The sequence below is a fragment of the Burkholderia sp. PAMC 28687 genome (assembly GCF_001577465.1).
In the GTDB taxonomy this organism is placed as follows: Bacteria; Pseudomonadota; Gammaproteobacteria; order Burkholderiales; family Burkholderiaceae; genus Caballeronia.
Map to the genome: position 1 here is coordinate 107128 of NZ_CP014505.1, position 13480 is coordinate 120607.

15 protein-coding genes are annotated in these 13480 nt (G+C 59.7%); 13 read left to right on the top strand and 2 right to left on the bottom strand.

Going from position 1 to position 13480, the window contains the following annotated elements; genetic code table 11:
• Positions 1–129: 129 nt before the first annotated feature.
• The 8 genes from AX768_RS00535 (at position 130) to AX768_RS00565 (ending at position 7363) form a co-directional block, all read left to right on the top strand.
• Positions 130–1101, top strand: coding sequence for a methyltransferase domain-containing protein (locus AX768_RS00535; protein WP_061998330.1), 972 nt, complete (start codon positions 130–132; stop codon positions 1099–1101).
• A gap of 316 nt (positions 1102–1417) precedes the next feature.
• Positions 1418–1894 carry a DUF2244 domain-containing protein gene (locus AX768_RS00540; RefSeq protein WP_062000660.1) on the top strand — a complete coding sequence of 159 codons (477 nt, stop codon included), beginning with the start codon at positions 1418–1420 and terminating at the stop codon, positions 1892–1894.
• Positions 1895–1973: 79 nt separating this feature from the next.
• Positions 1974–3593, top strand: a complete 1620-nt coding sequence (coxB, locus tag AX768_RS00545; RefSeq protein WP_061998331.1) for a cytochrome c oxidase subunit II — start codon at positions 1974–1976, stop codon at positions 3591–3593.
• A 90-nt stretch (positions 3594–3683) separates the two neighbouring features.
• Complete coding sequence (ctaD, locus tag AX768_RS00550; RefSeq protein ID WP_061998332.1) at positions 3684–5321, top strand: cytochrome c oxidase subunit I; 1638 nt, start codon at positions 3684–3686, stop codon at positions 5319–5321.
• A gap of 97 nt (positions 5322–5418) precedes the next feature.
• A complete protein-coding gene (locus AX768_RS33170; protein ID WP_086383990.1) occupies positions 5419–5559 on the top strand; it encodes a cytochrome oxidase small assembly protein in 141 nt (46 codons plus the stop codon).
• A gap of 56 nt (positions 5560–5615) precedes the next feature.
• Complete coding sequence (locus AX768_RS00555; protein WP_061998333.1) at positions 5616–6140, top strand: cytochrome c oxidase assembly protein; 525 nt, start codon at positions 5616–5618, stop codon at positions 6138–6140.
• A gap of 83 nt (positions 6141–6223) precedes the next feature.
• Complete coding sequence (locus tag AX768_RS00560) at positions 6224–6430, top strand: DUF2970 domain-containing protein (protein ID WP_086384025.1); 207 nt, start codon at positions 6224–6226, stop codon at positions 6428–6430.
• 75 nt (positions 6431–6505) lie between these two features.
• A complete protein-coding gene (locus tag AX768_RS00565) occupies positions 6506–7363 on the top strand; it encodes a cytochrome c oxidase subunit 3 (protein ID WP_061998335.1) in 858 nt (285 codons plus the stop codon).
• Positions 7364–7582: 219 nt separating this feature from the next.
• Here AX768_RS00565 and AX768_RS00570 read toward each other — a convergent pair whose 3' ends face one another.
• Entirely contained in the window at positions 7583–7792 is a 210-nt protein-coding gene (locus AX768_RS00570) for a twin transmembrane helix small protein (RefSeq protein ID WP_060817322.1), read from the bottom strand.
• Positions 7793–7900: 108 nt separating this feature from the next.
• Here AX768_RS00570 and AX768_RS00575 point away from each other — a divergent pair, with 108 nt between their 5' ends.
• From AX768_RS00575 to AX768_RS00595, 5 genes are read left to right on the top strand one after another with little or no spacing between them, the layout of a single operon-like run.
• The gene (locus tag AX768_RS00575; RefSeq protein WP_061998336.1) at positions 7901–8644 is read left to right on the top strand and encodes an SURF1 family protein; all 744 of its coding nucleotides are present in this window, start codon (positions 7901–7903) and stop codon (positions 8642–8644) included.
• A 48-nt stretch (positions 8645–8692) separates the two neighbouring features.
• Complete coding sequence (locus AX768_RS00580) at positions 8693–9355, top strand: cytochrome C oxidase subunit I (protein ID WP_082778707.1); 663 nt, start codon at positions 8693–8695, stop codon at positions 9353–9355.
• A gap of 21 nt (positions 9356–9376) precedes the next feature.
• The gene (locus tag AX768_RS00585) at positions 9377–10534 is read left to right on the top strand and encodes a COX15/CtaA family protein (RefSeq protein WP_061998338.1); all 1158 of its coding nucleotides are present in this window, start codon (positions 9377–9379) and stop codon (positions 10532–10534) included.
• Positions 10535–10540: 6 nt separating this feature from the next.
• Entirely contained in the window at positions 10541–11446 is a 906-nt protein-coding gene (gene cyoE / locus AX768_RS00590) for a heme o synthase (protein WP_061998339.1), read from the top strand.
• A 29-nt stretch (positions 11447–11475) separates the two neighbouring features.
• Entirely contained in the window at positions 11476–12042 is a 567-nt protein-coding gene (locus AX768_RS00595) for an SCO family protein (RefSeq protein WP_439823473.1), read from the top strand.
• Between the two features lie 81 nt (positions 12043–12123).
• Here AX768_RS00595 and AX768_RS00600 read toward each other — a convergent pair whose 3' ends face one another.
• Positions 12124–13002: a bifunctional helix-turn-helix transcriptional regulator/GNAT family N-acetyltransferase gene (locus AX768_RS00600; RefSeq protein ID WP_061998341.1), complete on the bottom strand. Its 879-nt coding sequence runs from the start codon at positions 13000–13002 to the stop codon at positions 12124–12126.
• Positions 13003–13480: the final 478 nt, after the last annotated feature.

The following is a 13480-nucleotide window of genomic DNA, read 5'->3' on the forward strand; positions in this document are numbered from 1 at the left end:
CCGATCCAAAGACGCGGAAACATTCCGAAATACTCGCTATAACGCCAGCGAACCGTTGTGGCGTCTGGTTTTGCTGAACGTTTTGACAATCGACCGAGTATACTTCGCACTCTTAGAAAACAGGTTGTCATGTCCCCAACTTCCGCCAACGCTGGCCGTCCGGCCTACGATTCGCGCCGTATCAGGCGGATTTTCGATCGCCGCGCCGCGAGTTTCGATGACGTCGCATTCCTGCCGCGCGAAATCGCGGTGCGCATGCGCGAGCGGCTCGAGTACATCAAGGTCGCGCCTGTGCGCGTGCTCGACGCCGGCTGTGGCGTGGGCGCAGACCTGCCGGGGCTGCGCGAGCGGTTTGCGGATGCATCGGTGATCGGGCTTGATCTGTCGACTGGAATGCTGGACCGGGCGAATAAGGCCGAAACGGCGGAATCGGAAGCCAACGCCGGCTGGCGGCGTTTCCTGCCCGCCACGCTGGGCAAGGCTTTTGGCGCACGGGGTCCGCAACTGGCGCAGGGCGACTTCGCCGAGCTTCCGTTTTCCGCCGGTGCGTTCGAAATGCTGTGGTCGAACCTCGCGCTGCAATGGCACGCGCGGCCCGACCTCGTGTTCCCTGAATGGGCGCGCGTGCTCAAGGTGAACGGCTTGCTGATGTTCAGCACGCTCGGACCCGACACGCTGAAGGAGTTGAGCGGCGCTTACAAGCAGGCGGAGAAGTCCTTGGGATTGACGCCGCGGCGCCACACCATCGAATTTGTCGATATGCATGACCTGGGTGACATGCTTGTCGAAAGCGGTTTTGAGATTCCAGTGATGGATCAGGAAGTGCTGACAATCACCTACAAATCGCCGGAATCGTTGTTGAAGGATGTGCGTGGCTGGGGTGCTTTCCCCGTCGGGACGGGCGCGCAGCAGCACGGACGCGCGTTGCGCGATGCGCTGCACGCAGCGCTGGAATCACGCCGTCGCGAAGATGGGACGATCCCGCTGACCTTCGAGGTGATTTACGGCCACGCCTGGAAGGCCGTGCCGCGAATGACGGCGGAAGGGCATGGAATCATCAGGCTGGAAGATATAGGACGCGGCCAGAAACGAAGCAAGTGAACAGTGCAGATTGCAGCAGAAGGGCTGGCAAAACGCACTCATGCCGAATTTAATGCACCCTTGACCGCCTCCTGGATACGCGCGTCGACAAGCATCCAAAAGGATGCGGCAAAAGGGCGCAGAGGCTTGTGCGGCTTGGCTTTGCGGCGGGCGCCACCTTGCTTGTGGATGCTGGGCAACACGCCTATAATGCGTCAGTTTGTCGCCTGGCTGGCATGAATTTCGTCATCTTCATGGTGGCGGGTGAGCATTAAATGAACAGGGCTTGGCACTTGGCGAGAGCGCGGGTGAGACAACTCTGAAGCGGGAGACGGCGATGCAAGCAACCGATCTGCTGATGGACTCCGAGCTAGTCGTGAAAGACTGGTTGTTCAAGCGGAACTGTTCTGTCTCGCCGCGCCAGTTCGTAGCGTTTTATGTATCGCTGGCGCTGTTTTCGCTGCTGATCGCGAGTTTGCTGGTGTGGGCAGGCGCTTGGCTGGTGCTGCCTTTTACGGGTATCGAGTTGCTGGCGGTCGGTATCGCGTTCGTCATCTACGCGCGCCATGCTGTCGATTACGAGCGGATCCTGCTGTTTCACGACCGGCTTGTGATTGAACGCATGGACGCCGAAACCCTGACGCAGGTGGAATTCAATCCGCGCTGGGTTCGGGTGGAACCGGGAGCGAGGCCGAGAGATCCGGTCAAGCTAGTGTCGCGGGGCCAGTCGGTGCCTGTCGGGATTCATCTGGCACAGTACCGGCGCAAGCAGTTTGCCGTCGAGTTGCGCACATGGCTGATGCGCTGCAACTGACACGCGTCACCGGGTAGGTCGTTTCCGGGGGGGAGCGATGCATGAGTCGGGCGGATGCAAACGGGGGTCGAGGGTCTGAATGGAAATTTTGGGTAAGGAAGCTATGAAAACAATCAAGCGAGCCCTCTCGGGCGTGCTGGCGTTAAGCGGACTCCTGTTCGCCGGCGCAGCCCTGGCGGTCAGTGACGTTCCCGGCGGTCCTGGAGTGAACGAACTCAACTTCCAGACGCCCGTGACGAAGATCGCCGAGGAGCTCTACGGCCTCCATACGTTCATGCTGATCATCTGCACGGTGATTTTTATCGGCGTGTTCGGCGTGATGTTCTATTCCGTCCTGATGCACCGCAAGTCAAAGGGGCACAAGGCGTCGAATTTCCACGAGAGCACCACCGTCGAAATCATCTGGACGATCGTTCCGTTCGTGATCGTCGTGCTGATGGCGCTGCCGGCCACCAAGGCCGTAGTTGCCATGAAGGACACCACCAACGCCGACCTGACCGTGAAAGTGACCGGTTATCAGTGGAAGTGGGGCTATGACTATGTGAAGGGCCCGGGCGAAGGCATCAATTTCCTGTCCACGCTCACCACGCCGCGCAGCCAGGTCAATGGACAAGAGCCGATCGGCGAGTTGTATCTGCAGGAAGTCGACAATCCGCTCGTGGTTCCTGTCGACAAAAAAATTCGCATCATCACGACCGCCAATGACGTTGTTCACTCATGGTATGTCCCGGCATTCGGCGTGAAGCAGGACGCAATCCCCGGCTTCGTGCGCGACACGTGGTTCAAGGCCGAGAAGATCGGTACGTTTCGCGGCTTCTGTACCGAGCTGTGCGGCAAGGAACACGCTTACATGCCGGTTGTGGTCGAGGTGCTGTCTGCTGACGACTACAACAAGTGGGTCGATGGCCAGAAGAAGAAAATGGCCGCCAGCGCCGACGATCCGAACAAGACCTACACCATGGACGAACTGAAGGCGCGCGGCGAAAAGGTTTACACGTCGAACTGCGCGGTCTGCCACCAGCCTACGGGCAAGGGCGCGGGTCAGTTTCCGGCACTCGACGGCAGCAAGATCGCGAACGGTCCGATTGCCGAGCACGTGAGCATCGTGCTGAAGGGCAAGGGCGCAATGCCGAACTGGAGCGCGACATTGAATGACGTCGAGATCGCTTCGGTGATCACGTACGAACGCAACACGTGGGGTAACCACACGGGCGACGTTCTCCAGCCGAAGCAAGTTGCCGATGCACGCAACGGCAAGATGCCGGAAGGCGGCGACCATCTGGCCGCAGCGGGCGCTGCTGCGCCGGCGGCGGGTTCCGATGCGGCGGCCAGTGCGGCGCCGGCAGCATCGGCGCCGGCTTCGGATAGCGCGGCTCAATCGGCCGGACTTCCCGCCAGCGTTTATTTCGAAACGGGCAAGAGCGCGTTGCCCGCCGACGCAGCAGCAGCCGTCACGGCCGCCGCTGATTACGCGAAGGCGCATCCGGATGCAAAGTTCACGTTGTCGGGTTTCACCGACGCAACCGGTTCTGCCGCGATCAACGCCGACTTGGCGAAGACTCGCGCGCAAGCCGTTCGCGACGCGTTGAAGGCCGCGGGCATTGCGGAAGACCGCATTATTTTGAAGAAGCCGGAAACGATCACGGGCGGTGCTGACGCGAGAGAAGCACGGCGTGTGGAGATCAGTCCGGCTGCTTGACGTACGTACCCAAACGTCCCGCTTCCTTCTGAAAGAAAGCAGGCGTAGCGTATCGCCCAAGTGCCGCAGTATTCGCTTTAGGAGATTGTCATGTCGAGCATCGGACACGATGTAACCGCGGGCCACGAACACGGCCACGCTCATGATCACGGTCATGAGCACGACGAGCACGCGCACGAGCTGCCTTACGGCTGGCGTCGCTGGCTGTTCGCGACCAACCACAAGGACATCGGTACGTTGTACCTGTTGTTCTCGTTCATCATGTTCCTCTCCGGGGGCGTGATGGCGCTGATGATCCGCGCCGAGCTCTTTGAGCCCGGCTTGCAGATCATGCGTCCGGAGTTCTTCAACCAGTTGACCACCATGCACGGGCTGATCATGGTGTTCGGCGCGATCATGCCGGCGTTCGTCGGCTTCGCGAACTGGATGATCCCGCTGCAGATCGGTGCGTCGGACATGGCGTTCGCGCGCATGAACAACTTCAGCTTCTGGCTGCTGCCGGTTGCCGCCATCCTGCTGATCACATCGTTCTTCGTTCCCGGCGGCGCAACCGCTGCCGGCTGGACGCTGTACGCGCCGTTGTCCACGCAGATGGGCCCGGGCATGGACTTCGCCATTTTCGCGATCCACCTGATGGGTGCGTCGTCGATCATGGGCGGTATCAATATCGTCGTGACGATCCTGAACATGCGCGCGCCCGGCATGACGCTCATGAAGATGCCGATGTTCTGCTGGACCTGGCTGATCACCGCGTACCTGCTGATTGCCGTAATGCCGGTTCTGGCAGGCGCGATCACCATGGTGCTGTTCGATCGCCATTTCGGCACGTCGTTCTTCAACGCAGCGGGCGGCGGCGATCCGGTGATGTACCAGCACATCTTCTGGTTCTTCGGGCATCCCGAGGTGTACATCATGATCTTGCCGGCGTTCGGGATCGTGTCGCAGGTGATTCCGGCGTTCTCGCGCAAGCCGCTGTTCGGCTATAGCTCGATGGTGTATGCAACGGCCTCCATTGCGATTCTGTCGTTCATGGTCTGGGCGCACCACATGTTCGCGACCGGCATGCCGGTGACGGGCCAGTTGTTCTTTATGTACGCGACCATGCTGATCGCCGTGCCAACAGGCGTAAAGGTGTTCAACTGGGTTGCCACCATGTGGCGCGGTGCGTTGAGCTTCGAAACGCCAATGATCTTCGCGATCGGCTTCCTGTTCGTGTTCACCATGGGCGGTTTCACGGGACTGATCCTGTCCATGGCGCCGCTCGATATCCAGATGCACGGCACTTACTACGTGGTGGCGCACTTCCACTACGTGCTCGTGGCCGGCTCCCTGTTCGCGCTGTTCTCGGGCTGGTATTACTGGGCGCCGAAATGGACGGGCTGGATGTACAACGAGACGCGCGGCAAGATCCATTTCTGGGCGTCGATGATCTTCTTCAACATCACGTTCTTCCCGATGCACTTCCTGGGCCTCGCCGGCATGCCGCGTCGTTATGCGGATTACCCGGCGCAGTTCACGGACTTCAACCAGATCGCAACGATTGGCGCGTTCGGTTTCGGCCTGGCTCAGGTGTACTTCCTGTTCGCTGTCGCATTGCCGACGTATCGCGGCGGTGGCGATCTGGTGAAGGCGGAAGACAAGCCGTGGGACGGCGCTGAAGGACTGGAGTGGACCGTGCCGAGCCCGGCTCCGTTCCATACGTTCGAGCGTCCGCCGCAGGTCGAGTAAGTTTTTTGGCGGTGCGTCCCGCAGAAGCGGCGCGCACCGGCCAAACCAGCAGCACACTGACAGCGAATGCATGACTAGCGGAATAAAGTCTGATCGGATGACCCGTAATTCACAGAAGCAACGAACGCCCGCCGAAGTCCGCGCGGGCAACAAGCGGCTCGGATTTATCCTGCTGGCCGTAGCCGCGGTGTTTTTCCTGGCCGTGGTCGTCGACCAGTACGTGCGTTCGAGAGGCTAGGGAGCAACGTGTCTACGCCTCAAGAGGTAAAGGAAGACCGCGCGTTCAATCGCTCGATGATGTTCAAGCTGATCGTCGTCGCGGCCGCCATGTTTGGTTTCGGTTTCGCGCTGGTGCCCATGTACCGTGCGATCTGCTCGATCACCGGCATCAACAACCTCGTGCAGCGCGACGTCGGCGTGCGGGAAGCGAAGAACACGCAGGTCGACACGAGCCGCAATATCGCCATCGAATTCGATGCCAATGCGCGCGGCCCGTTGCAATTCAAGCCTGAGCAGAACTCGCTCGACGTGCATCCCGGCGAAGTGATGACGGTGATGTACGAGGTGACCAACCAGCAGGCACGCACGGTTCAGGCGCAAGCCATTCCTAGCTACGCGCCAATGCAGGCCACCGAGTACTTCAAGAAGATCGAGTGCTTTTGTTTTACGCAGCAAACGTTGAAGCCGAACGAGACCCGGCGCATGCCCGTGGTGTTCGTGGTGGACCCGAAGCTGCCGAAGGACGTGAAAACGATCACGTTGTCGTACACGTTCTTTGAGTTGACCGCGCCGGCGACGGTGTCACGCAGCGGTACGTGAAGCAGTATCTGGCAGGGCAGTCCGCGAGGCAGGGATGCGCGGCCAGGCAGTCCACAAGCCGTGTGAAGCGGTGGAGAAGCATGATGGTCGAAACACACAAGCAGGTTCCGAAGAGCAGTTTTCTCCGGTTGCTGAAGGCGGTTTTCTGGTCGTTCTTCGGCGTGCGCCGTCGCCGCGACCTCGAAAACGATGCGTCCCTGAATCCGCTGCATCTGATCGCGGCGGGCGTTATTGGGGCAGTGCTGTTTATCGTCGTGTTGCTGGTGGTGGTGCGGGCAGTAGTGGGATAAAGCTGGTGGGACCGCGTGGTGCGGCGCCCGAGGCAGAAAAAATTCAAGCAACTGGATCGAAGTGGAGAATCAATAATGAGCGGTCAAAACGAAAGCCCGTACTATTTCGTCCCGCACCCGTCGAAGCATCCGATCATGGCCGCCACCGGTCTCCTGATCTCGATGGCTTCGCTGGCGTCGTGGGTGAATGGTGAACCGTGGGGGCCGATCGGCTTTGTTATCGGCCTGCTTTGGCTGCTTTATACGCTGTGGCACTGGTTTGGCGATTCCATCGGGGAATCGGAAGGCGGGATGTACGGCAAGAATGTCGATCTGTCGTACCGCTGGAGCATGAGCTGGTTCATCTTTTCCGAAGTCATGTTCTTTGGTGCGTTCTTCGGCGCGTTGTTCTACGCACGGCAGATCGCGCTGCACGAACTCGGCAGCCTTGATTACAAGCTGATCTGGCCGGATTTCACCGCGGTATGGCCGAACAACGGCCCGGCTGCGCTGATCTCCCATTTCCGTTCCATGACCCCATGGCCGCTGCCGACGATCAACACCGCGTTGCTGCTTAGCTCGGGCGCGACGCTGACTGTCGCTCACCATGCGCTGCGCGAGAATCATCGTAAGAAAACGATTATCTGGCTGGCTGCGACCGTTGGCCTTGGCGTGATGTTCCTGTTCTGCCAGGGCTACGAATATTTCCATGCCTACAACGAATTGAACCTGACGCTGGCGTCCGGCGTTTATGGCTCGACGTTCTTCCTGCTGACCGGCTTTCACGGCTTCCACGTTTTCCTCGGCGGCACCATGCTGACGGTGGTTCTCGTGCGTGTAATCCGCGGACACTTCACCGCGGACCATCACTTCGCTTTCGAAGGCGCCGCGTGGTACTGGCACTTCGTGGACGTGGTCTGGCTCGGGTTGTACGTGGTCGTCTATTGGTTGTAAGCGCGAACTACGAAGGGACGCGACAATAGTGCGGACCCTTCGCCAGATAGTCTGAAGTCGATTGAAGAAGATGCTTCGAAAAGCGCCGCCTCGACCTGATTCGGGCGGCGTTTTGCGTTTTTGCGATGTGCCGTTTTGTCGCAGCACGGATTGCACGGTCAGGCGCTGGATCGCGGAAAATCGCGCGGAGTTCGAGCCCAACACTTTCCTGATGCGCGATCAGCGGCCGAGCGGGATACCGGTAGACTGAATCCAGCCCATCCAGTGCGCGAACAGGATGAAGAGAAACAACGAGATCGACAGCCCGACGCGCATGGCGAGGGACCACACCATGCGCTTGCTTTTGCCCTTGTCGGTCATCATGAAGTACAGCGCCGAACCCAGGCTCGCGATGATGAGAATGAATGCGATGGCAACGAATATGTGCATGAAGACAGCCAGTTGGCCTATGAAGTTCGATTCCTCGATTATCGCATCGCAGGTAATGTGCCGCGTGCGAGTTGAAAGTTTCATCGGTGCACATACGGCGGTCGCGGTATGAAGATCCGCTTCTGGCCGGCGCTGATCATCCTGATCGTGATGGCGGTGACGGTGCGTCTGGGCTTCTGGCAGCGCGATCGTGCGCATCAGAAAGAGCAGCTCAATGCGCGGATCGTTGCGTTCGAGAACGCTCCGGCGCAACGTGTGAGCGCAGCGCCAATCGCCCTGAAGGATGTCGAGTTTCATCGCGTGCAGGCGCGCGGCACGTTCCTGCCCGATCAGGTGGTCTATCTGGACAATCGGCCCTACCAGGACCAGCCGGGGTTTTATGTGGTGATGCCGCTCAAGCTCGACGATGGCGGCGTGGTGTTGGTGAACCGCGGCTGGCTGCCACGGAATCTGGCGGATCGTACGGGTATCGAACCGTATCTCACGCCTGGCGGCGAAGTGGACATTGAGGGGATTGCGCGCGCAAATGCATCGCAGGCGTTCGAGCTCGGGCGCGGCGGATCGGATGCGAAACTGAAGATTCGACAGAACCTGAGTGTCGCCGCCTATGCCGCCGAGACCGGCTTGCCGCTGCAACCGTTCGTGATCCAGCAATCGAACAACACCGGTGACAAGCTGGTGCGGGACTGGCCGGCGCCCACCATGGGTGTCGATACGAATTACGGTTACATGCTCCAGTGGTGGGGCATGGCGGCTGCGGCGCTCGGATTCGGCCTGTATGCCGCGCGACGGGCCGCGAAGAAAGACGAGTCGAAGGATCTTCCGGCACAGCCGCTCGACCAGAAGATTTAAAGACGCTACGCAAACCGAACCAAGCGACCAACAACTAGAGGCAACATTTTGTCCATGCAAACTCCCCGTCCTTCGCCGTCCGCTGTCAACAAAGCGCGGGCGCAGCAACAGGAACGCACGCCCGGTTCGTGGAACAAGGGGCGCTGGATGTTGCTGTTGCTCGCCTTCGTGTGCGCGGCGCCGGTGCTTGCGTCGTATTTCATGTACTACGTCGTCAAGCCGACGGGCGGTACGACGAGCTATGGCGCGCTGGTCGAACCGCAGCGCCCGATTCCCGATCAACTCGTCGTCACCGACGAACAAGGCAAGCCGATGCCGCTCTCCGCCTTGCGCGGCAAGTGGCTGATGGTCACGGTCAACGGCGGCGATTGCGACGAAAAGTGCGTCACCCGTCTCTTCTTCATGCGGCAGGTGCGTGCGCTGCAGTCGGCTGAACGTGAGCGCGTGGTCAACGTATGGCTGCGTACCGATGACAAACCCGTGTCCTCGGTGATCCAGACGGCGTATCCGCAGCCGGACACGCGCATGCTCATCGCTGATCCGAAAGCCGTGGCCGCGTGGCTGCCGGCGGGCGCGGATTCGCAACTCACCGATCACATCTTTCTCGTCGATCCAAACGGCAACCTGATGATGCGTTTCCCGAAGGACCCGCAGCCGGAAAAGATCAAGGCGGATCTGGCGAAGCTGCTGAAGTGGTCGCGGATTGGTTGAGACAAAAGGGGCCATGCAGGCATGACTTACGTTTTACAACTAGGCTTGATCGGCATTTGCATTGCGTTGTTGCCGCTTTCTTATGTGTGGGTGAAAGCCGACGACAATAAATTTAGCAAGCTCGTCTGGCTGACCACCTTCCTGACACTCGATCTCGTGATGTTCGGCGGCTTCACCCGCCTCACGGACTCCGGCCTCGGCTGTCCCGACTGGCCGGGTTGCTACGGCACGTCGTCGCCTTTTATTGCGCACGCCGCAATCACGGCGGCGCACCAGGCGATGCCCACCGGCCCGGTCAGTATCGGCAAGGCGTGGATTGAAATGATTCATCGCTATTTCGCGATGGCGATCGGCGTTTTGATCATCGCGCAGGTGCTCATTGCGTGGACGGCGCGTCTGAAACGTCGCCCGTTGCACGTCTCTCCGTGGTGGCCAACTTCCATCCTGCTGCTGATCGTGGTGCAGGGCGCGTTCGGCGCGTGGACGGTCACCATGAAGCTGCAGCCGGTGATCGTGACCATTCACTTGCTGCTCGGGCTCGCGTTGCTCGGCTCGCTCGGCTGGCTGGCGGCGCGCCAGACGCCGATTCCGTCGATAAACCCTGCCGCCGCCCGCTGGCTTCCAGCGGCGCTCGTGGGTTTGCTGTTGCTGATCGTGCAGATCGCACTGGGCGGCTGGGTCAGCACGAACTACGCAGTACTCGCCTGCACGGACTTCCCGCTATGCAACGGCGCCTGGATTCCGCCGATGAACTTCGAGCACGGCTTTCATTTGTGGCGCGCGCTCGGCATGACCGGCGACGGCGATGTCATCTCGCAAGACGCGCTGGTCGCAATCCACTGGACGCATCGTACGTTTGCGGTCGTCGTGGTGCTTTATCTGCTGTGGCTCGCTGCGAAGCTGCGTCGATTTGAGTCATTGAGAAAGCCGGCAAACGGCGTAATGTTCGTGATCGTCGTGCAGTTCCTGACCGGCCTCTCGAACATCCTGTTGCAATGGCCGCTGCCTGTCGCGGTGGCGCACAACGGTGGTGCGGCCATCCTGCTGCTGCTGCTCGTTATGATAAACTTTCGGATCTCTTCCAGCCGCCACGGCCACGCCCTGAGTCCCGCTGCGGGATCGTCCGCCACCGCCTCGCTGGACGCGGTATCCGCATCATTCCCGCGCCAAGCTCCGTGAGTTTCTATGGACAGCACCACACTGATTTCTCCCTCCGGTAGCCGCCTCTCGCAATACATTGCGCTGACCAAGCCGCGCGTCACGCAGCTTGCGGTGTTCTGCGCGGTCATCGGCATGTTCTTGTCGACGCCCGGCATGGTGCCCTGGACTGTGTTGATCGGCGGAACGGTCGGCATCTGGCTGCTGGCCGGCGCCGCGTTTGCCATCAACTGCCTGATGGAACAAAAAATCGATGCCATGATGCGCCGCACCGCATGGCGTCCGTCGGCGCGTGGCGAAATCACGGCTGCGCAGATCCTGCTGTTTTCGGCGGTGCTCGGTGCAGCCGGGATGTGGACGCTCTACACGTTCACGAATGCGCTCACCATGTGGCTGACCATCGCCACGTTCGTGGGCTATGCGGTGATCTATACGTGTTTGCTGAAGCCGGCCACGCCGCAAAATATCGTGATCGGCGGGGCTTCCGGCGCCATGCCACCGGCGCTCGGCTGGGCGGCGGTGACGGGTCATGTTCCCGGCGACGCCTGGATTCTCGTGCTCATCATCTTCGTATGGACGCCGCCGCATTTCTGGGCGCTCGCGCTATACCGAAGGAAGGACTACGAGAACGCCGGCTTGCCGATGTTGCCCAATACGCACGGCGAGAAATACACGCGCCTGCACATCCTGCTGTACTCCGTGATCCTCTTTGCCGTGACCATGATGCCCTTCATTTCGGGCATGAGTGGCGTGCTGTATCTCGCATCCGCCGTTGTGCTCGGCGGCATGTTCCTCGGGTATGCGTGGAAGATTTATCGTGATTACTCCGATGCTCTCGCGCGCAAGACCTTCCGGTTCTCCATCGTGTATCTGTCGCTGCTGTTCGGCGCACTGCTCGTGGATCATTACGTGCGGACGGTGATCGGCGTATGAAGTTTTCAGTTCGCGGGATCGTTGTCTGGATGGGATTGGCATTCGCTGCCGTATTGCTCGCCGCGTGCGACAGCAAGCCGGCATTCACGAATCTCGACATTACCGGCAACACGCAGTTCGGCAGCGATTTCTCGTTACCTGATACAACTGGCAAGACCCGCACAATGGCCGACTTCAAGGGCAAGGCGGTCGTGCTGTTCTTCGGCTATACGCATTGCCCGGACGTATGTCCGACCACGATGGCTGAGTTATCGCAGGCGCTCCAGAAGCTCGGCGATGACGCCAAGCGCGTTCAAGTCCTGATGGTCACCGTCGATCCCGCACGCGACACCGCGCCTTTGCTGAGCGAATACGTCGCGGCGTTCAATCCGTCGTTTATCGGCTTGCGTCCCGCCGATACCGCGCAACTCGTGAAGATCACGAAGGACTTCCGCGTGTACTACGCGCAGGTTCCGGGCAAGGCAGCGGGCGAATACACAATGGACCATACGGCGGCCAGTTACGTCTTCGATCCGCAGGGACGCTTGAGGCTATTTGCTCGCGACGGGCAGGGTGTCGACATCTGGGTTCATGATCTGAAATTGCTGCTGGATTAAGCGCAACACACGCCGCGCAGGCGCAAAAGACAAAAGCCCGTTTCAACGCAAGTTGGGACGGGCTTTTGTTTTCAGACTCGGCTACTTCAAGTATTTCTCCCACACCGTTTCGTCGTCGCGCTGCTTTTGAAATCCGCAACCGCGAAGCAGCGGTTCTGCCAGATCAAGGTAAAGACCCGCCACGCATTCGACGCGCTCGTAGCCCGATTCGGTGGCGAATTCCTGGCATGCTTCGAGCAAACGCCGGTCGATGCCTTCGCGTCCCGATTCCGGGTCGACGAAGAGCATTGTTATGCACGCAACCGCCGATGAAGGTGAGCTGATCAGCATGGCCGCGCCCGCGCTCACGCCTTCTTTCTCCGCAATCCAGCACCTGTTGCGCGTAGGATCGGGCGCTGTCAGATATTCTGCGACGACCCTCGCGGCGCGCATCTCGCGTGCCCGTCGTGTGGCGTTGCTCCCGACACCGAGTTGCGCTTCGCTCTCGACGATCCAGCCAAAGTCGCCCGGGCGCGGACCACGCAGCGTTGTGCGTGGCGACACCTGCGGCAGTGTCAGCAGTTTCTCGACGAGCTCCATCGATGCCATCAGTTGCGAGCCCTCGTCCGGCGTCATGGCTTCGAGAGCCGTCGAGACATTGTTGCGTACGTGCGTGCTCGTCGCAGCCAGCACGCTCTCCCCGGCAGGCGTCAACGAAATATGCCTGCTGCGCGCGTCGCCGGCGTATGGACTCCTGACGATCAACCCGCTGCGCTCGAAATCGTTCAGCAGCCGGCTTAGATAACCCGTGTTGATCTGGAGGGTGCGCGAAAGATCAGCCGCGATTGTCGTGCCCGCATGCATCACCGCGAAAAGGACGCGCCACTCGGTTGGCGATAACGCACTTTGCTCCGTCAGTTCGTACGGCGCCCAGACGTGCCGCGTGTAAAACCATTGAAACTTGCGCACTGCTTCAGTCATTCCCTCGTTCGAGCTACGGCTCCTCATTTCTTCGCCTCTCTCATCATGTTGTTCACGGTTCGCCGTTTCCCCTGGCGAACCGATTTGAATCATTGTGCCGAAAAATAGTATGACCGTGCCATCCTTGCGTCAGACGGCAGCTTGCGAAGCCCGCCGGGCGTCTATAGTGTGTAGACCGGCCTCACTGAAGTGGGCTGCATGCAAGGGTAATTACTAATGCGAAACCGATCGTATGATCGCATCAGAATTTGTATAAATCATTGATTATTAACAAGTTTTATAATAACTCAAATAATCATTTCGTAAATTGACTGGTATTATTTTGGTTATATAATGGGCTCGCCGATTGCACCTGCCGTGCGACGATTCCTATGGACATTTCGTCGACGGGGTCATCGTGAAAATTGATCAAATAATGTCAATTAAGGTGAGGTTCCGGTGCTTGATTGCACATGTTCATCGGGCGGGAGGCGATGGC

Bases quoted from the DNA above. Each gene is read 5' to 3' on its own strand.
- AX768_RS00555 (WP_061998333.1), top strand. From the start codon at position 5,616: ATGATGTTCAAGCTGATCGTCGTCGCGGCCGCCATGTTTGGTTTCGGT.
- cyoE (WP_061998339.1), top strand. From the start codon at position 10,541: ATGGACAGCACCACACTGATTTCTCCCTCCGGTAGCCGCCTCTCGCAA.
- AX768_RS00585 (WP_061998338.1), top strand. From the start codon at position 9,377: ATGACTTACGTTTTACAACTAGGCTTGATCGGCATTTGCATTGCGTTG.
- AX768_RS00560 (WP_086384025.1), top strand. From the start codon at position 6,224: ATGGTCGAAACACACAAGCAGGTTCCGAAGAGCAGTTTTCTCCGGTTG.
- AX768_RS00575 (WP_061998336.1), top strand. From the start codon at position 7,901: ATGAAGATCCGCTTCTGGCCGGCGCTGATCATCCTGATCGTGATGGCG.
- coxB (WP_061998331.1), top strand. From the start codon at position 1,974: ATGGAAATTTTGGGTAAGGAAGCTATGAAAACAATCAAGCGAGCCCTC.
- ctaD (WP_061998332.1), top strand. From the start codon at position 3,684: ATGTCGAGCATCGGACACGATGTAACCGCGGGCCACGAACACGGCCAC.
- AX768_RS00540 (WP_062000660.1), top strand. From the start codon at position 1,418: ATGCAAGCAACCGATCTGCTGATGGACTCCGAGCTAGTCGTGAAAGAC.
- AX768_RS33170 (WP_086383990.1), top strand. From the start codon at position 5,419: ATGACCCGTAATTCACAGAAGCAACGAACGCCCGCCGAAGTCCGCGCG.
- AX768_RS00595 (WP_439823473.1), top strand. From the start codon at position 11,476: ATGGGATTGGCATTCGCTGCCGTATTGCTCGCCGCGTGCGACAGCAAG.
- AX768_RS00535 (WP_061998330.1), top strand. From the start codon at position 130: ATGTCCCCAACTTCCGCCAACGCTGGCCGTCCGGCCTACGATTCGCGC.
- AX768_RS00600 (WP_061998341.1), bottom strand. From the start codon at position 13,002: ATGACTGAAGCAGTGCGCAAGTTTCAATGGTTTTACACGCGGCACGTC.
- AX768_RS00570 (WP_060817322.1), bottom strand. From the start codon at position 7,792: ATGCACATATTCGTTGCCATCGCATTCATTCTCATCATCGCGAGCCTG.
- AX768_RS00565 (WP_061998335.1), top strand. From the start codon at position 6,506: ATGAGCGGTCAAAACGAAAGCCCGTACTATTTCGTCCCGCACCCGTCG.